This window comes from Parasediminibacterium sp. HNIBRBA5674 (assembly GCF_056745525.1).
Genome location: NZ_JBQWIE010000024.1, coordinates 1 through 17569 on the forward strand (window position 1 = coordinate 1; position 17569 = coordinate 17569).

Sequence of the window (17569 nt, forward strand, 5' to 3'; positions counted from 1 at the left end):
GAATCTGCTGTCATCCTGAGCTTGCGAAGAATCTGCTGTCATCCTGAGCTTGCGAAGAATCTGCTGTCATCCTGAGCCTGCGAAGGAACTGCCGTGCAGCGGTACAAAACCCAGCAGATTCTTCCTTCGTCAGAATGACAATGCTGATGTTCAGAATGACAAAAAGCCGTTCTGAATATGTATCAGAACGGCTTTTTAGTAGATTTTTCAATTCTAAGAAACCAACCAAAGCATTGCTACCACTACGTTTCAGCTAAGTCTGTTGGTATCAAAGAACGTTAATCTAAAGTTTGAAAGCAAATCACAACCTTTGCGCCGCCACAAGCTCGGCAGCCTATGTTGGTATCAAAGAACGTTAATCTAAAGTTTGAAAGCAAATCACAACTAGGGAATATTACAATAAGTTTCTTCAAAAGTTGGTATCAAAGAACGTTAATCTAAAGTTTGAAAGCAAATCACAACTGCAAATAATTTGCCCGGCTGTTCTATAAAGTTGGTATCAAAGAACGTTAATCTAAAGTTTGAAAGCAAATCACAACTGCTAAAAAGAAATATGGACAAAATGCAGGGTTGGTATCAAAGAACGTTAATCTAAAGTTTGAAAGCAAATCACAACTTTGTGTAAATAATGAGGTAGCGAATTTTCGTTGGTATCAAAGAACGTTAATCTAAAGTTTGAAAGCAAATCACAACGTGGCATCTGCTACGCTGTAATAAATATTAGTTGGTATCAAAGAACGTTAATCTAAAGTTTGAAAGCAAATCACAACTTGGTATCTATGGTGCTTTCAAATTCGTCAGTTGGTATCAAAGAACGTTAATCTAAAGTTTGAAAGCAAATCACAACCTACATCTACCATTTTCCACCGCATTGCCCGTTGGTATCAAAGAACGTTAATCTAAAGTTTGAAAGCAAATCACAACGAACGAGTAGCATTGATACAAAAACACGAAGTTGGTATCAAAGAACGTTAATCTAAAGTTTGAAAGCAAATCACAACCGATTGCTGTATTCAGCTGGTGGCCTTTGAGTTGGTATCAAAGAACGTTAATCTAAAGTTTGAAAGCAAATCACAACCAATAAATACCAAACTAAAGACGATGCTGCGTTGGTATCAAAGAACGTTAATCTAAAGTTTGAAAGCAAATCACAACAAGGAACTGTTTGCTATCCTCTCTAGCAATGTTGGTATCAAAGAACGTTAATCTAAAGTTTGAAAGCAAATCACAACAGTTGCTGCATAGGCTCTTTCTTCATCTTGGTTGGTATCAAAGAACGTTAATCTAAAGTTTGAAAGCAAATCACAACTACGAAGCAAAAAAGGTAGCAGTAATATGAGTTGGTATCAAAGAACGTTAATCTAAAGTTTGAAAGCAAATCACAACCGCTGTACATGGTGCAGGTAGAATTCAACCGTTGGTATCAAAGAACGTTAATCTAAAGTTTGAAAGCAAATCACAACGATGAATAAGTACCAGCTGTAGTATTATTTGTTGGTATCAAAGAACGTTAATCTAAAGTTTGAAAGCAAATCACAACATATCTTCACCCACTTCAATAATTTGCCTTGTTGGTATCAAAGAACGTTAATCTAAAGTTTGAAAGCAAATCACAACATTTGGTACATGTATCAAGTCACTTTTCTAGTTGGTATCAAAGAACGTTAATCTAAAGTTTGAAAGCAAATCACAACGCCCACTTGTACTTTTTCTTACCTACCTCTGTTGGTATCAAAGAACGTTAATCTAAAGTTTGAAAGCAAATCACAACTTCTCAGGGTCTTTATTCTTTTCAAATCCAGTTGGTATCAAAGAACGTTAATCTAAAGTTTGAAAGCAAATCACAACAGTAAAAATGTGTCCTTTTGCTCTTTGGGTGTTGGTATCAAAGAACGTTAATCTAAAGTTTGAAAGCAAATCACAACATCTAGCGGCAAACTAAAATCACCCGTACTGTTGGTATCAAAGAACGTTAATCTAAAGTTTGAAAGCAAATCACAACGTTTTTATCAAAGTAATTTTCTATGGCCACGTTGGTATCAAAGAACGTTAATCTAAAGTTTGAAAGCAAATCACAACGGGTGAGAGTAAATGACGACGAACTAAAAAGTTGGTATCAAAGAACGTTAATCTAAAGTTTGAAAGCAAATCACAACGTATAGTCAAATGTTAAACCTTCGTTCACAGTTGGTATCAAAGAACGTTAATCTAAAGTTTGAAAGCAAATCACAACAGCTAAAGCCATCTATATACAGTTCTCTAGGTTGGTATCAAAGAACGTTAATCTAAAGTTTGAAAGCAAATCACAACATATGCTACTCGTGGCCTTCAAGAAGATATGTTGGTATCAAAGAACGTTAATCTAAAGTTTGAAAGCAAATCACAACATCTCTCGCTTATTCATGTGTACACAATACGTTGGTATCAAAGAACGTTAATCTAAAGTTTGAAAGCAAATCACAACCTAAAGACACAACACGATTAAGTGAAGTATGTTGGTATCAAAGAACGTTAATCTAAAGTTTGAAAGCAAATCACAACCCCTAATATATTTTGGTTGCAATCTTATTTGTTGGTATCAAAGAACGTTAATCTAAAGTTTGAAAGCAAATCACAACAACTGTGTTAATTTTTTTGCTAATTCCTGTGTTGGTATCAAAGAACGTTAATCTAAAGTTTGAAAGCAAATCACAACCGATGGATTGTACAGCCAAAGCATGTTAAAGTTGGTATCAAAGAACGTTAATCTAAAGTTTGAAAGCAAATCACAACATCTAAAGTTTTACTGGTAATACTGGCGGTGTTGGTATCAAAGAACGTTAATCTAAAGTTTGAAAGCAAATCACAACTGTGTATTAGGGGGTAATTAAATTACTTGTGTTGGTATCAAAGAACGTTAATCTAAAGTTTGAAAGCAAATCACAACACTTACATCAAAATAATAAGCGTATTCTTTGTTGGTATCAAAGAACGTTAATCTAAAGTTTGAAAGCAAATCACAACTCATTTTCTGCGGCAAGTAAAAATTCTAATGTTGGTATCAAAGAACGTTAATCTAAAGTTTGAAAGCAAATCACAACGAGAAAATATACCAAATGAGTATTTATTTGTTGTATCAAAGAACGTTAATCTAAAGTTTGAAAGCAAATCACAACATCACATTGCGGCATTCGTGTAGTAAATTTGTTGGTATCAAAGAACGTTAATCTAAAGTTTGAAAGCAAATCACAACGTTGCGCCCAAGGCTGCAGTACAAAAATTTGTTGGTATCAAAGAACGTTAATCTAAAGTTTGAAAGCAAATCACAACGCGAAATAATCTATCGTCATTAAAAAGTAAGTTGGTATCAAAGAACGTTAATCTAAAGTTTGAAAGCAAATCACAACTTCTATGTCACCGCATGCGTTAGCATGATACGTTGGTATCAAAGAACGTTAATCTAAAGTTTGAAAGCAAATCACAACAGGTGTAATGTTTCTAAAAGCACGGCTGTTGTTGGTATCAAAGAACGTTAATCTAAAGTTTGAAAGCAAATCACAACAAAACCCTAAATACACTGAACAACAAAGACGTTGGTATCAAAGAACGTTAATCTAAAGTTTGAAAGCAAATCACAACCCTATTTTTAACACATGTGTATCGTAAAACGTTGGTATCAAAGAACGTTAATCTAAAGTTTGAAAGCAAATCACAACTTAATTACAGTACTACCAAATGTACCAACAGTTGGTATCAAAGAACGTTAATCTAAAGTTTGAAAGCAAATCACAACACAGGATTGTAGATAGTAATTGCCGGCGAAGTTGGTATCAAAGAACGTTAATCTAAAGTTTGAAAGCAAATCACAACTTTAGTAGTGGCGGCAATAACTTTCAGAAAGTTGGTATCAAAGAACGTTAATCTAAAGTTTACGGATAATTCTTTTATCGTTTTAGGCATCCGTGTATAATATTTGAAAACAAATCACAACGTATTTCAACAGATTCTTCCTTCGTCAGAATGACAACAAGCCAATTATGCAACGTTGTCAATTTCAAACTATATTGCACCAAATTTTCAGATTCTACATGAGGGTGCTGCTTCAACAAGTATTTATTGCCGATACACATTCGCCATACAATGGCCAAGTAAAAGATATTTTAATAGTAGATGGTATTATTGCTGAAATAGCTGATAGCATTGATGCTACAAATAGCAACGCTACCGTAGTTGCTGCTAGTGAAGCGGTAGTAAGTAGCGGTTGGGTAGATGTATTTTCTCACTTTTGCGACCCCGGTTTTGAGTACAGAGAAACGCTTGCAACAGGCGCAGCAGCAGCAGCAGCAGGTGGTTTTACACAAGTGTTTACCTTGCCCAATACACAACCTGTGGTTACCTCTAAAACACAAGTTGAGTATGTGGTAGAAAAATCAAAATCGCTACCAGTAACCGTAAGGCCTTTAGGTGCAGTAACCAAGCAAATTGAAGGTAAAGAACTAGGTGAAATGTATGATATGCGCCTAAGTGGTGCAGTGGCTTTTAGTGATGGCTTGCAAACCATTCAATCATCAGGTTTATTGCTAAAAGCATTACAATACATTAAAGCCTTTGATGGTGTAATTATTCAATTGCCACACGATAAAAGCATTGGTTCTTTTGGTTTGGTGAATGAGGGCATAGTATCTACACAGCTAGGCTTGCCGGGCATACCTGCTATTGCAGAAGAATTGATGATAAAAAGAGATATTGACTTACTAGAATACACTGGTAGCAAACTGCATATTACTGGTATTACTACGGCTAATAGCGTGGCTTTGATTACTGCCGCAAAATCCAAAGGCTTGCAGTTAACTTGTAGCGTAACGCCTTACCACTTATTGTATTGCGATGAAGATTTGGTAGATTATGATACCAATTTAAAAACCAATCCGCCACTACGTTCAAGAGCCGATATGATGGCATTGAGACAAGCAGTGGTTGATGGGCAAATTGATTGCATTGCATCGCACCATTTACCACAAAACTGGGATAGCAAAACCTGCGAGTTTGAATATGCAAAACATGGTATGATTGGCTTACAAACGGCTTATGCAGTGATTAATGCCTTGCTTCCAAGTTTATCAAACGTACAGTTAAGCAATTTATTCAGCAATAACGCAAGGCAAATATTCGGCTTGCCTTCAACTACCATTAAAGAAGGTGCTTGTGTAGAACTGACTATTTTTAGTAGAACTGGCGAAACAATACTTACAAAAGCTACTAATAAGAGTAAATCGGCCAATTCACCATTATTAAATACTGCTTTAAAAGGCGAAGTGATTGGTATTATTCATAAATCGCAGTTACATTTGAACAAATAACCTCTTTTTCCAAAACAAAACAAACCACACATGGAAACGAAAGTAACATCACCTGCATTGAAAGGTACATTGATAGCTTTGGTATTGATTGTAATAGGTTTAGCCACCTATTTTACAGGGCAAACACAAAATAAAGCTGTTGGTTCTATTGGTATGATACTTTACCTTGTTGCTATTGCGTATTCTACAATATTGTATGCAAAACAAAAAAATGGCAATGTAACTTTTGGTAACGCGTTTGCAGATGGCTTTAAAACCTCTGCAGCAGCTACAGCCTTATTTGTTGTTTATACATTTCTTGCTTTTAAATTCATAATGCCAGATGTAGTTGATATATCAATGGAAGAAGCGAGAAAAAATATGGTTGAGAAAAAAATGTCTCAAGAACAAATTGATGCAGCCATTGCTATGACGCAGAAATTTTTTATACCATTTGCTATTGGTGGTGCATTGTTTGTGTACCTAATCGTAGGTCTTATTGCTTCATTAATTGGCGCAGCCATTGCTAAAAAGAATCCAGAAGTTTCACCTTTCGATCAATAGACATTATTAGATTTTATGGATGTTTCTATAGTTATACCCTTACTAAACGAAGACGAATCGCTACCAGAACTGTGTGCGTGGATAGAACGTGTGGTTACGGCACATCAATTAAGCTACGAAGTAATTTTAATTGATGATGGTAGCACTGATGATAGTTGGGAAGTAATTCTACAATTAGCTGCCAAAAATTCTGCGCTTAAGGGTATTAAGTTTCAAAGAAATTATGGTAAAAGTGCTGCCCTAAATGAAGGTTTTAAGGCCGCTCAAGGTGATGTGATTATTACCATGGATGCAGATATGCAAGATAGTCCTGATGAAATACCAGAACTACGACGCATGATTATTGAAGAGAAGTATGACATTGTAAGCGGTTGGAAACAAAAGCGTTTTGACAATAAATTCACCAAGAACATACCTTCTAAGTTGTTTAATGCGGCTGCAAGGCAGAGTTCTGGTATTTACCTACACGACTTTAACTGTGGCCTGAAAGCTTACCGTAAAAAAGTAGTAAAAAGCATTGAGGTATTTGGTGAAATGCACCGCTATATACCTGTATTGGCCAAATGGGCAGGCTTTAAAAAAATAGGTGAAAAAGTAGTAGAGCACCGTGCTAGAAAGTATGGCGTTACTAAGTTTGGTTGGGAAAGATTTATTAATGGCTTCTTAGACTTAATGACCATTACTTTCTTAAACAAGTTTGGTAAAAGACCGATGCACTTTTTTGGTTTGTATGGTACGCTAGCTTTTATGCTTGGCTTTGCAACAAGTGGTTATTTAGTTATTTCAAAATTGATAGACAGAGAATTTTCATTAACTAACAGACCATTCTTTTACATAGCGCTTACGTTTATGATTATTGGTGTGCAGTTGTTTGTAACAGGTTTTATAGCAGAATTGGTTACACGTAATGCAGCCGAAAGGAATGTGTATTTAATAGAAGAGAAATTGGGCTTAGAAGCATGATAGCAACGCTGATGACACAGATAAAGCAGATGAGAACTGATTTTATGTTTTAAAAGAACGCTTTATGTTATTGCACCAAGAAATAACTGATAAAATTCTTAAGTCATTCTTCAACGTTTACAATACACTTGGTTATGGTTTTCTTGAGAAAGTGTATGAAAATTCATTAAGTATTGAGCTATTAGAAAGTAATTTATCAGTAAAGCAGCAAGTACAAATTCCTGTTTACTATAAAGAACAAAATGTAGGAAATTACTTTGCAGATTTATTAGTTGAAAATAAAATTATCATTGAATTAAAAGCTTGTGAGTCAATAGTTGAAGAACATGAAACGCAATTATTGAATTACTTGAAAGCTACCAATTACGAAGTTGGTTTACTATTAAACTTTGGCAAGAAGCCAGAATTTAAACGCAAGATTTTTGCCAACCATTACAAATAATCAGTCAAAATCCGCATTATCAGTTAAATCAGCGTTCCCATCCATTCGCATATGCAAAAAGTAATAATCATTGGTCCAGCACATCCATTGCGTGGTGGTTTAGCGTCTTTTGATGAACGCTTGGCTAGGCAGTTTCAAAACCAAGGCTACGATACCACTATTTATACGTTCTCTTTACAATATCCTAACTTTTTATTTCCTGGTACTACGCAATATTCAAGCGAACCAGCACCCACTGATATCAAGATAAAGGTCTGCATCAATTCGATGAACCCTTTAAACTGGCTAAAAATTGGTACTGAATTAAAAAAACTACAACCAGATATTATTGTAGTACGCTATTGGCTACCTGTAATGGGCCCATGTTTGGGTACTATTTTGCGATTGGTAAAAGGCAATCGTTTTACTAAGGTGATTTGCATTGCAGACAATGTAATACCACACGAAAAACGCCCAGGCGATACACCTTTTACAAAATACTTTTTTAAGCCCATTGATGCTTTTGTAACCATGAGCGAAAAGGTGTTGAAAGACTTAAGCACATTTACTAGCAAACCTGCACAACAAATTGTACATCCTTTATACGATAATTTTGGCGAAGCAATAGACAAAACAGCAGCTAGACAACAATTAGGTTTACCAACAGATGCACCCATTATTCTGTTCTTTGGGTTTATTAGAAACTATAAAGGCTTGGATATTTTGTTACATGCTATGGCTATTCTTAAGTCTCAAATACCACAATTGAAACTATTAGTTGCAGGTGAGTTTTATGAAGATAGAAAGCCTTACGACGATTTAATTGCTGAACTAGGTATTCAAGAACAACTATTGCTAAGAACAGATTTTATTAATGATAGTGAAGTGCGTTTTTATTTAAGTGCTGCAGATTTCGTGATTCAGCCATATAGAAATGCCACACAAAGTGGTGTAACGCCCCTAGCCTACCATTTTGAAAAGCCAATGCTTGTAACCAATGTAGGTGGTTTGCATAGCCTTGTACCAGATGGTAAAGTAGGTGTAATTGCTGAACCAAATGCAGCAGCTATTGCTGAGAAAATACAAGAATTGTATACGTTAGGCGAAGACCATTTTTTACCGCATCTTCGCAGCGAAAAGAAAAAATATAGCTGGCAAATTTTAGCCGATACAATTATTGGACTTTCAAAATGATGCATACAGTACCAGACGTACAAGTGTGCGACGCAACGAAGTTTAATAGTAGTACAACAGCTTGTTCCATAAATAATCAACAATGATTTATCGTAGTAAAGCACCTTTAAGGATTGGTTTGGCTGGCGGCGGTACAGATGTGAGCCCTTATAGTGATGAGTTTGGTGGTGCTATTTTAAACGCTACGTTGTCGTTGTATGCACATGCTTCAATAGAGCCAATTGAAGGCGATAATATAATTATTCAAGCGCTTGATAGAAAAGAGGAAGAACGATATGAGTGGGCAAATGCGCTGCCAATAAATGGCAAACTTGATTTGCTAAAGGGTGTTTACAATCGCATACAAAAAGATTATGGCTTGCCTTTAACGAGCTTTAAGCTAAGTACGTTTGTAGATGCGCCTGCTGGTAGTGGATTGGGTACATCGTCAACGCTTGTAGTGGCTATTATTGGGGCTTTTGCAGAAATGTTGAAATTGCCTTTGGGTGACTACGATATTGCCCATTATGCGTACGATATTGAGCGTAATGATTTGCAATTAAGTGGTGGTAAGCAAGACCAATATGCGGCAACTTTTGGTGGCGTGAACTTTATGGAATTTTATGGTGACAATGTAATTGTAAATCCGTTAAGAATTAGGCCTGAATACTTGAACGAGCTAGAAAATAATTTGGTATTGTATTACACAGCCACAAGCCGTGAAAGTGCTACCATTATTAAAGAACAGCAGAGTAATGTGGTGGCTAAAGACAATAAATCGGTTGAAGCCATGCATCATTTAAAAGAACAATCGAAAATGATGAAGGAAGCTTTGTTAAAAGGTCGCTTACACGAAATAGGTGAAATATTAGATTATGGCTTTCAGCAAAAGCGTTTAATGGCAAAAAGCATTAGTAACAACTTAATTGAAGATATTTACAGCGCAGCAAAAAAAGCTGGTGCAACAGGTGGTAAAATCAGTGGTGCTGGTGGTGGCGGTTTTATGACGTTTTATTGCCCTGGTAATAACCGGTATAAAGTAATTGACGCCTTGCAGAAATTTGGTGGCGAAGTGAAACAATACCAGCTAACACAACATGGCTTAACTACGTGGACGACGAATTAGTTTGAGATTTGTAGTTTGAAATTATTGAACAACATGCAAGACAAAATACAAAGTTTAATACAAGAATCGATAGATGTAAAGCAACAATTACTTCAAGATGCAGCTATTTTAGCCACGCTAGAAAAAGTAGTTGATCTAATTACAGATGCCTTTAATGCTGGCAATAAAGTATTGTTTTGCGGTAATGGTGGCAGCGCTGCTGATGCACAACATTTAGCAGCAGAATTTAGCGGTAGATTTTATAAAAATAGAAGAGCATTACCAGCTGAGGCTTTGCATTGCAATACATCCTATTTAACTGCTGTAGCAAACGACTATAGTTACGATGTGATTTATGCAAGATTACTTGATGGCATAGGTGTAAAAGGAGATGTGATTTTAGGTTTTAGCACTTCAGGCAACTCGGTGAACATAATTAAAGCATTTGAAGTGGCAAAAGAACGTGGCATAGTAACTATAGGACTAACTGGTGCAAGTGGTGGTGAGATGAAAGCTGCAAGCGATTATTTGTTTAATGTGCCGTCTAAAATAACACCTCGCATTCAAGAAAGCCATATTTTAATTGGCCATATCATTTGCGAATTGGTAGAAGAGAAAGTATTTGGCTAAATAATTTTTCAAACAAATTCGTGTAATTCGTAAAAATTTGTGATTTCAAAGTATGATTGATTTAACTGCGATAGATAAAACTTGGACATTGTTTTTAGATAGAGATGGTGTAATTAATGAGGAATCATTGACTGAATATGAATACATTCTTAGTTGGGAAGAATTCAGATTTATGAAGGGTGCTAAAGAAGCAATTAAAATTTTTACTGAAAAGTTTGGTTTGATTGTGATTGCTACTAATCAACGTTGCATAGGTTTAGGCTTACTTACACATGAAGGTTTAAAAGTAATTTTGAACAATATGGCTGAAGAAGTAGCCAAAGAAGGTGGCAAAATAAATGGCTTTTACTACGCACCAGATCAAGATAGAGAATCCATTAATCGTAAACCAGAAATTGGTATGGCGTTACAAGCAAAAGCTGATTTTCCGCAAATAGATTTTTCCAAAAGCATCATGGTGGGTAATCGCGTTTCAGATATGGCTTTTGGTAAAAATGCTGGTATGAAAACTGTCTTTTTAGCTACCACTGATCCTGAAGTTTCAGATCCGCATCCATTGATTGATTTGCGTTTTGATGACTTAATTGGCTTTGCAAAAGCATTATAATTTATTCTTAAAGTTTTGTTTGTTAGACTAAATAGTCAACAGAATTGTAACTTTCAGTTTCATATTAATAAAAAGATGAGATACGCATTTTTATGCCTGCTTGTATTTGCTACAATACATCTGTCTGCTCAAAAAATAAGCAAAGACAATTATAAGCAAATACAAAAAGCTGAAGCCAATATTAAAGAATATGGTAAAGCTATGATTACTGAAAATGAGTGGATTGATAGATTTAGAGCCGATAGTTTTTTTACAAGAGGTTTTGTACAAGCCTTGAAAGTGCAGAATTCATTTTACTATCCTTTCGATTCTCTACAAACGATATCAAAGTTGTATTCACCTGATAGTACATTTAGAATATTCACTTGGCAAGTAGTTAGAGATTTTGAATACAATCGTCAACGTGGTGCTATACAAATGCAAACCGATGACGGTAGCTTAAAACTGTTTCCTTTATTTGATTATTCCGATTTCACAAAAGCACCTAACGATTCTTTGAGAGATAATCAACATTGGATTGGCGCTATTTACTATAAAATTCTTCTGAACACTTTTAACGATAAAAAAATCTACACACTACTTGGCTATGACGATAATAATGCAAGAAGTAATAAAAAGTGGATTGAAATACTAACGTTTAATGCAGAAGGCAAGCCACAATTTGGTGGTAAATATTTTCAATACAAAGTTGATAGTATTAAAACTACTCAACCTGCTTACAGGTTTAACTTAGAATATAAAAAAGAAGCTAAAGCAAGACTAAATTATGATGATGACGCACAGATGATTGTATTTGATCACTTAACAAGTGAATCCAATGAAATTCAAAACAAGTATACCTTAATACCTGATGGCACTTATGAAGCATTTAGATGGCTGAATGGTAAATGGCAGCATATTACTAAATTAGATAACCAAGTGCTAGGTAATGGTAACGCCCCCCTAGAACAGCCACTATACGATGAAAATGGAAATATAAACCAGAAAAAACTAGATGAGCAATCTCAAAAGAATAAGCAGAAAGAACAAATTCCAGCTAAATCAATTAGAAAGAAGCCTTAATTCTTAATTAATAACAACTTCTCTTATTACCTTTTCACCAAAAGCTTCATTTATTCTTTGAATAATTTGCACTTTCTGAAATGACAATTCATTTTTTAACGGCCCAATATGAGTAGTGATAAATAGTGTTTGATTTACTATCTTAATTTTATCAGTGTATTTTGAGATAGTTTTTCCCATTAATTGTTCCCATACTTCTTCTATTTGCACAGCTCTTACACCATTTCGTAAGTTACTTTTACTTACCATACCTTTTATTGCGTCGCCAATATGATACTCACCCATAATGCTATAAAGATACTGTTGATTTTAAATTAAACGGCAATAAAAAAGCTATTGTTTTCACAATAGCTTTAATTATTTTAAAATCAGTATTACTTATGATAATTTCTCAACTTGCATGTAGTTAAGCTCAACAGGTGTACTTCTACCAAAGATTTTTACCGTTACTTTTAATTTCTTCTTATCGTCATTTACTTCTTCAATTACACCATTGAAATCGTTGAAAGGACCTTCGATAATTTTAATGGTTTCACCAATAATAAATGGTTCACTCATTGTCCCACCTTGGTCGTTCATCTCATCAACTTTACCAAGCATTTTGTTTACTTCGCTTTTTCTTAATGATATAATATTACCTTTACTGCCTTTTCCATCGGTTAAGAAATGCATTACGTTGGTAATGTTACTAATGTGCTGAACAATATCGTCAGTTAATTTACCATTAAACACTTCGAGAAAAATATATCCAGGATACAAATTTTTCTCACGCATTATCTTTTTACCAGCTTGTACTTTATAAATTTTTTCTGTAGGCAAAAAAACCTGCTTTACAATATTCGTCCACCCATTACGGCTAATATCCTTATCGAGATATTCCTTAATGCTACGCTCTTTACCACTAACTACACGAAGTGAATAGTATTTAGTATTATCTAACTCTACTGGAACTTCTACTAACGGCTGTACTATTACTTCTTCCATTGTTTTTATCCCTTAAAAAATGAGTAAATCAACTTTAGTAACTGATTGCTACTAAAATCCATAATCCATACCATGGCAGTAATTAATATGGTACCTACAAGTACAATCAATGTACTTTGTTGTAACTGCAACCAAGTAGGCCAAGTTACCTTTTCAACTAGTTCATGGTAACTGTCCTTAAAATATGCTGACACTTTATTCATTGTGTGTTGATTAATGGTTTTAAGACTTTATGAGTCTTCAATATAATCAGCACGGGCACTAGGATTCGAACCCAGATCAAAGGTTTTGGAGACCTGCATGCTACCGTTGCACCATGCCCGTAGAAAACTAAAAGCTATTAGCAATTTTTGCTAACAGCTTTTAGTTTGTGTTGTAAATATAAGGTATTTACTAAAGCCATAGCCTATTTAGCTAGCTTATTTTACAATTTCAGTAACCTGACCAGCACCTACTGTTCTACCACCTTCACGAATAGCAAACTTTAAACCTCTTTCCATCGCAATTGGTTGAATAAGTTTAACAGAGATACTAACGTTATCACCTGGCATAACCATTTCAGTACCCTCTGGTAATACAACTTCACCAGTTACATCAGTTGTACGGAAATAAAACTGAGGACGGTATTTGTTGAAGAATGGCGTATGACGACCACCTTCATCTTTTGATAATACGTAAACCTCTCCTTTAAACTCAGTATGTGGAGTGATAGATTTTGGTTTACAAATTACCATACCACGACGGATTTGAGATTTTTCAATACCGCGTAGTAATAAACCTGCGTTATCACCAGCTCTACCTTCATCAAGTAATTTTTTAAACATTTCAACACCAGTACAAGTCGAAGTAAGTGCAGCTTCCATTAGACCAACGATTTCAACAGCTTCACCAACTTTTACAATACCACGCTCAATACGACCTGTAGCAACAGTACCACGACCAGTGATTGAGAATACATCCTCGACGCTCATCAAGAAAGGCATATCAACTGGACGAGGAGGCAAAGGTATGTAGCTATCAACTGCAGCCATTAATTCTTCAACTTTAGCAACCCAGGTTGGTTCTTCAGCTAAAGCACCAGTTGCAGAACCTTGAATGATTGGTGTATTATCACCATCAAAACCATTCTTAGTTAATAATTCACGAATTTCCATTTCAACTAGTTCTAACAATTCAGGATCGTCAACTAGATCAACTTTATTCATGAAAACAACCATACTAGGTACACCTACCTGACGAGCAAGAAGGATGTGCTCTCTAGTTTGAGGCATAGGACCATCAGTAGCAGCTACTACTAAAATAGCACCGTCCATTTGAGCAGCACCAGTAATCATATTCTTCACATAGTCAGCGTGACCTGGACAGTCAACGTGTGCATAGTGACGGTTATCAGTTTGATATTCTACGTGCGCTGTATTAATAGTGATACCACGTTCTCTTTCCTCAGGAGCCCCATCAATTTCGTCATATTTCTTAGCAACGTTACCCATACCTTTTTTTGATAAGATATTTGTAATGGCCGCTGTTAAAGTAGTTTTACCGTGATCCACGTGACCAATGGTACCAATGTTAACGTGAGGTTTGTCCCTCAAGAAGCTCTCTTTTGCCATTTTATTTGTTTTTTATTTTGTGTTTTTAAAAGTAAAAGTTCATGACTATTGGTCACAAACAGTATTATTCGTGCTAAGCACATTGTATTTTTTCAACATCCTCACTTAACCAACATCACTATTCAATTTCTAAATGAGCCGTTGGTGAGAATCGAACTCACGACCTCTTCCCTACCAAGGAAGTGCTCTACCCCTGAGCTACAAAGGCTTTTTTCAAAGTCTAAGTTCAGGAAGTCAAAATCATCAAGAAAAATGACCAGCAACCCAATGACTGTGACATAAAAATGAGCGGAAGACCAGGCTCGAACTGGCCACCTGAAGCTTGGAAGGCTACCGCTCTACCAAATGAGCTACTTCCGCTTGTCAAAATTTCAAATTTGAAATTTCAAATCTGAAACTCAAAGAACTGTGGGCAGAGTAGGGTTCGAACCTACGTACTCGTGAGAGAACAGATTTACAGTCTGTCGCCTTTAACCACTCGGCCATCTACCCAAAACAAAGAGCCGAAAACTGGAGTCGAACCAGCGACCTACTGATTACAAATCAGTTGCTCTACCAACTGAGCTATTTCGGCTTGTTTTTTTACTTAAAGAACATTCCCTTTTTTTCGGGATTGCAAAGGTAGGAGAAAAGTTTATTTTTCAAAATTTAGTACAAACTTTTCTTGAAGATTTTCAACTTTTTTTTTTGATTGTGCTAAAACCCTTACCAGCGTTGATTTTTAAAGGGTAAAAAAAAAAGGAAAAAAGTGGCAAACAAAATCTATTCCTCAAAACTCAAAACATATTAAATAAAAAATACTAAAAATATCCTAAATTTCATTCAACCAATTTATTTAGAGCAAGCTTTAATTGCCCTTCAGGTAGTTGATGATCGTAAAATTCTCTGTAACCTTTTGCATTATTAACCATTAAGGTTACAGGTATTGTGCCTTGCCATTTTTTATCTACTTTAGCACAAAACATATTGGCATCAGTTTCATTCAACCATACAATTGGTGCCTTATACCCCTTACTTTTAGCAAACTTGGCTATCCCATTAGGATAATCCTCACCATAATCTAAACTCACCAACAGAATATTTACATTTTTATCCTTGTATTCTGCAATGGTCTTCTCAAACCATTTTAATTCATTTACACATGGCCCACACCAAGTTGCCCAAAAATTAATAACCAAAGGGCTTGTAGTTGTATCAGCCATTTTAAGCACATCGGCTATTTTTACTTTTTTTATGGTTTGGCCAAAGCTTAAACTGCTAACTAATAACACTGTTGCTAAAAACAAGCTTATCTTTTTCATTGTTGAATATCTTTAAATTATTTATTCTTATCAAAACCCCACTGCTTTCTTAATTCGCGCATTTGAGGCTCTGGCATGGTAGATTGTTGATAATGACCCGCAATATGCTTTTGTCGGTAAGCCTCGTAAATACTTACAGCGCAAGCTACCGAAATGTTTAAACTCTGTATAATGCCCATTTGTGGGATGATAAAATTACCATCTGCCAAGCTATTGGCTTCATCGCTTACACCGCTATGTTCATTACCAAAAACCAAAGCAATACTTTTTGTAAAATCAATACTATACAAATCAATGGATGTTGATGATAAATGTGTTGTTAATATCATCTCAAACTTGGTACGTAATTCTGTAAAACAATCTGCAACACTATCAAATTGGTGAATAGTTAGCCATTTACTAGAGCTGCTACCACTTTTGTAGCCAAATTTTTCTAGGGTTGGCGCCTTGGTATTTATAATGAAAATATCCTGAATACCAACTGCCTCACAAGTACGCATCACTGCTGTAATATTTCTTGGGTCATGCACATTTTCTAGCACCACTGTTAAGTTGGCTTGCCTTTGGCTTAAAACCTTTAATAATTTTTCGCTTCTTTCTGGTGTCATACTACAAATTTACTTGAATACCCAAACCTGCTTTGCCCAACAATGTTACTTCGCCAAAATTGTATTCTATACCTTTTGCCAAATCTTCTGTTTGCAGCAACGGCCCGTCCATATCTACATGGTCTAGTTGGGGTAAAAAATTAGCGATAGCTGCTGAACCAATAGTGCACTCATTCATGCTGCCCATCATTATTTCTAAGCCAAGTTTTCTGGCTTGTTCTATCATTCGTAATGCAGGTGTTATGCCACTACATTTGGTAAGCTTTATGTTGATACCATGAAAATGACCTGCACATTTTTCTACATCTTGTTCAAATACACAACTTTCATCGGCAAATAGCGGCAAAGGCGATTGTTCATACAATACTTTCATGCCATCCCAATTGTCTTTGGCCAATGGTTGTTCTATGTATTCAACACCTAAATCTTTCAGTAAAGGAATTTTATGCAGGGCTTCTTCAAGCGTCCAACCAGCATTTGCATCTATTCTAAATCTTGCATCGGTGTGTTGCCTCAGGGCTTCCATAATAGCAATATCTTCATCGGTGCCTAGTTTTATTTTGTAAATAGGCCAAGGCTTTGCTTGCATTTTCTCCACCATTTTTTCAATGGTATCTATGCCAATAGTGTAATCAGTTGGTGGTGTGTTTTCCCATTTTGTTTCCCACAATTCGTATAATAGTTTCCCTTTCATTTTGCCAAATAAATCCCAACAAGCCATGTCTAAAGCACATACTAAAAAAGGATTTTTAGGAAATAAATGGTGCAAATAATGCCAATAACGCTGCGGTTCTGTCAATGCAAATTTTTCTATAAACGGCTTTTTGGCTTCCATATCAGCTATCATGTCGTCTACAGTAATGTTGTAGTAAGTAATGGCTGGCGCTTCGCCAAAGCCAATGAAATTGCCTATTTGTAATGCCACCACCAAAGTTGGTTGGTGCGTTTTGGTACGGCCATTAGAAATGGTAAATGGATATTGAAAAGGTAGTTCGTGTTTGCTATAGTAGAGTTTCATTATTAACGCTTTTTGATTGCACGAATTTGAGCGAATTACACGAATTATAAGCTGCTAATTATATTTACACAATTACAAATAGACTTTCCTGATTAAAAAGCAGACTTTAATTATTTATCACCTCACTTTAATGATTTGTCGCTTAACTTTTATGATTTGTCAATGCACTTTTATAGTTTGTCACCTCACTTTAGTCAATTGTCAG

Annotated in this window: 16 protein-coding genes, 5 tRNA genes and 1 CRISPR repeat array; of the genes, 9 read left to right on the plus strand and 12 right to left on the minus strand. The window is 35.6% G+C overall.

What is annotated here, in order from left to right:
• The first annotated feature begins 261 nt into the window (after positions 1-261).
• A CRISPR array of direct repeats spans positions 262-3849; the repeat unit is 47 nt; unit sequence GTTGGTATCAAAGAACGTTAATCTAAAGTTTGAAAGCAAATCACAAC.
• Between the two features lie 218 nt (positions 3850-4067).
• The 9 genes from ACT9TX_RS12245 to ACT9TX_RS12285 all read left to right on the plus strand — a co-directional run bounded on the left by ACT9TX_RS12245 (position 4068) and on the right by ACT9TX_RS12285 (position 11843).
• Entirely contained in the window at positions 4068-5339 is a 1272-nt protein-coding gene (locus ACT9TX_RS12245; RefSeq protein WP_481338586.1) for a dihydroorotase, read from the plus strand.
• A gap of 30 nt (positions 5340-5369) precedes the next feature.
• On the plus strand, positions 5370-5882 hold the full coding sequence (locus tag ACT9TX_RS12250; protein WP_481338587.1) for a DUF4199 domain-containing protein: 513 nt from the start codon (positions 5370-5372) through the stop codon (positions 5880-5882).
• Between the two features lie 15 nt (positions 5883-5897).
• Positions 5898-6845 carry a glycosyltransferase family 2 protein gene (locus ACT9TX_RS12255; protein ID WP_481338588.1) on the plus strand — a complete coding sequence of 316 codons (948 nt, stop codon included), beginning with the start codon at positions 5898-5900 and terminating at the stop codon, positions 6843-6845.
• Between the two features lie 64 nt (positions 6846-6909).
• Entirely contained in the window at positions 6910-7287 is a 378-nt protein-coding gene (locus ACT9TX_RS12260) for a GxxExxY protein (protein ID WP_481338589.1), read from the plus strand.
• 51 nt (positions 7288-7338) lie between these two features.
• Positions 7339-8460 carry a glycosyltransferase gene (locus ACT9TX_RS12265; RefSeq protein WP_481338590.1) on the plus strand — a complete coding sequence of 374 codons (1122 nt, stop codon included), beginning with the start codon at positions 7339-7341 and terminating at the stop codon, positions 8458-8460.
• Between the two features lie 82 nt (positions 8461-8542).
• Positions 8543-9565: a GHMP family kinase ATP-binding protein gene (locus tag ACT9TX_RS12270; RefSeq protein ID WP_481338591.1), complete on the plus strand. Its 1023-nt coding sequence runs from the start codon at positions 8543-8545 to the stop codon at positions 9563-9565.
• Between the two features lie 33 nt (positions 9566-9598).
• On the plus strand, positions 9599-10174 hold the full coding sequence (locus ACT9TX_RS12275) for a D-sedoheptulose-7-phosphate isomerase (protein WP_481338592.1): 576 nt from the start codon (positions 9599-9601) through the stop codon (positions 10172-10174).
• Between the two features lie 52 nt (positions 10175-10226).
• Positions 10227-10781 carry a D-glycero-alpha-D-manno-heptose-1,7-bisphosphate 7-phosphatase gene (locus ACT9TX_RS12280; RefSeq protein ID WP_481338593.1) on the plus strand — a complete coding sequence of 185 codons (555 nt, stop codon included), beginning with the start codon at positions 10227-10229 and terminating at the stop codon, positions 10779-10781.
• Positions 10782-10856: 75 nt separating this feature from the next.
• Complete coding sequence (locus tag ACT9TX_RS12285; protein WP_481338594.1) at positions 10857-11843, plus strand: hypothetical protein; 987 nt, start codon at positions 10857-10859, stop codon at positions 11841-11843.
• Between the two features lie 3 nt (positions 11844-11846).
• Here ACT9TX_RS12285 and ACT9TX_RS12290 read toward each other — a convergent pair whose 3' ends face one another.
• From ACT9TX_RS12290 to ACT9TX_RS12345, 12 genes are all read right to left on the minus strand, one after another.
• Entirely contained in the window at positions 11847-12128 is a 282-nt protein-coding gene (locus tag ACT9TX_RS12290; protein ID WP_481338595.1) for a DciA family protein, read from the minus strand.
• Positions 12129-12221: 93 nt separating this feature from the next.
• Complete coding sequence (nusG, locus tag ACT9TX_RS12295) at positions 12222-12827, minus strand: transcription termination/antitermination protein NusG (protein WP_481338596.1); 606 nt, start codon at positions 12825-12827, stop codon at positions 12222-12224.
• A 5-nt stretch (positions 12828-12832) separates the two neighbouring features.
• Positions 12833-13030 (minus strand): preprotein translocase subunit SecE, encoded by a 198-nt coding sequence (gene secE / locus ACT9TX_RS12300; protein WP_481338597.1) that lies wholly within the window; start codon positions 13028-13030, stop codon positions 12833-12835.
• A 50-nt stretch (positions 13031-13080) separates the two neighbouring features.
• Positions 13081-13151: transfer RNA gene (locus ACT9TX_RS12305), tRNA-Trp, on the minus strand.
• A 95-nt stretch (positions 13152-13246) separates the two neighbouring features.
• A complete protein-coding gene (gene tuf / locus ACT9TX_RS12310; protein ID WP_481338598.1) occupies positions 13247-14437 on the minus strand; it encodes an elongation factor Tu in 1191 nt (396 codons plus the stop codon).
• A 136-nt stretch (positions 14438-14573) separates the two neighbouring features.
• Positions 14574-14645, minus strand: a tRNA-Thr gene (locus ACT9TX_RS12315).
• 79 nt (positions 14646-14724) lie between these two features.
• Positions 14725-14797: transfer RNA gene (locus tag ACT9TX_RS12320), tRNA-Gly, on the minus strand.
• 49 nt (positions 14798-14846) lie between these two features.
• Positions 14847-14929 (minus strand) — tRNA-Tyr (locus tag ACT9TX_RS12325).
• A gap of 9 nt (positions 14930-14938) precedes the next feature.
• Positions 14939-15011, minus strand: a tRNA-Thr gene (locus tag ACT9TX_RS12330).
• 244 nt (positions 15012-15255) lie between these two features.
• A complete protein-coding gene (locus tag ACT9TX_RS12335) occupies positions 15256-15738 on the minus strand; it encodes a TlpA disulfide reductase family protein (protein WP_481338599.1) in 483 nt (160 codons plus the stop codon).
• A 17-nt stretch (positions 15739-15755) separates the two neighbouring features.
• Complete coding sequence (locus ACT9TX_RS12340) at positions 15756-16346, minus strand: TrmH family RNA methyltransferase (protein ID WP_481338600.1); 591 nt, start codon at positions 16344-16346, stop codon at positions 15756-15758.
• 1 nt (position 16347) lies between these two features.
• Positions 16348-17364, minus strand: coding sequence for a dipeptide epimerase (locus ACT9TX_RS12345; protein WP_481338601.1), 1017 nt, complete (start codon positions 17362-17364; stop codon positions 16348-16350).
• Positions 17365-17569 lie beyond the last annotated feature (205 nt).

Excerpts from the sequence above, each read along its gene's own strand:
- ACT9TX_RS12245 (WP_481338586.1), top strand. The coding sequence starts at position 4,068 with ATGAGGGTGCTGCTTCAACAAGTATTTATTGCCGATACACATTCGCCA.
- ACT9TX_RS12290 (WP_481338595.1), bottom strand. The coding sequence starts at position 12,128 with ATGGGTGAGTATCATATTGGCGACGCAATAAAAGGTATGGTAAGTAAA.
- ACT9TX_RS12285 (WP_481338594.1), top strand. The coding sequence starts at position 10,857 with ATGAGATACGCATTTTTATGCCTGCTTGTATTTGCTACAATACATCTG.
- ACT9TX_RS12250 (WP_481338587.1), top strand. The coding sequence starts at position 5,370 with ATGGAAACGAAAGTAACATCACCTGCATTGAAAGGTACATTGATAGCT.
- ACT9TX_RS12275 (WP_481338592.1), top strand. The coding sequence starts at position 9,599 with ATGCAAGACAAAATACAAAGTTTAATACAAGAATCGATAGATGTAAAG.
- ACT9TX_RS12340 (WP_481338600.1), bottom strand. The coding sequence starts at position 16,346 with ATGACACCAGAAAGAAGCGAAAAATTATTAAAGGTTTTAAGCCAAAGG.
- nusG (WP_481338596.1), bottom strand. The coding sequence starts at position 12,827 with ATGGAAGAAGTAATAGTACAGCCGTTAGTAGAAGTTCCAGTAGAGTTA.
- ACT9TX_RS12255 (WP_481338588.1), top strand. The coding sequence starts at position 5,898 with ATGGATGTTTCTATAGTTATACCCTTACTAAACGAAGACGAATCGCTA.
- secE (WP_481338597.1), bottom strand. The coding sequence starts at position 13,030 with ATGAATAAAGTGTCAGCATATTTTAAGGACAGTTACCATGAACTAGTT.
- ACT9TX_RS12345 (WP_481338601.1), bottom strand. The coding sequence starts at position 17,364 with ATGAAACTCTACTATAGCAAACACGAACTACCTTTTCAATATCCATTT.
- ACT9TX_RS12335 (WP_481338599.1), bottom strand. The coding sequence starts at position 15,738 with ATGAAAAAGATAAGCTTGTTTTTAGCAACAGTGTTATTAGTTAGCAGT.
- ACT9TX_RS12265 (WP_481338590.1), top strand. The coding sequence starts at position 7,339 with ATGCAAAAAGTAATAATCATTGGTCCAGCACATCCATTGCGTGGTGGT.
- tuf (WP_481338598.1), bottom strand. The coding sequence starts at position 14,437 with ATGGCAAAAGAGAGCTTCTTGAGGGACAAACCTCACGTTAACATTGGT.
- ACT9TX_RS12270 (WP_481338591.1), top strand. The coding sequence starts at position 8,543 with ATGATTTATCGTAGTAAAGCACCTTTAAGGATTGGTTTGGCTGGCGGC.
- ACT9TX_RS12280 (WP_481338593.1), top strand. The coding sequence starts at position 10,227 with ATGATTGATTTAACTGCGATAGATAAAACTTGGACATTGTTTTTAGAT.
- ACT9TX_RS12260 (WP_481338589.1), top strand. The coding sequence starts at position 6,910 with ATGTTATTGCACCAAGAAATAACTGATAAAATTCTTAAGTCATTCTTC.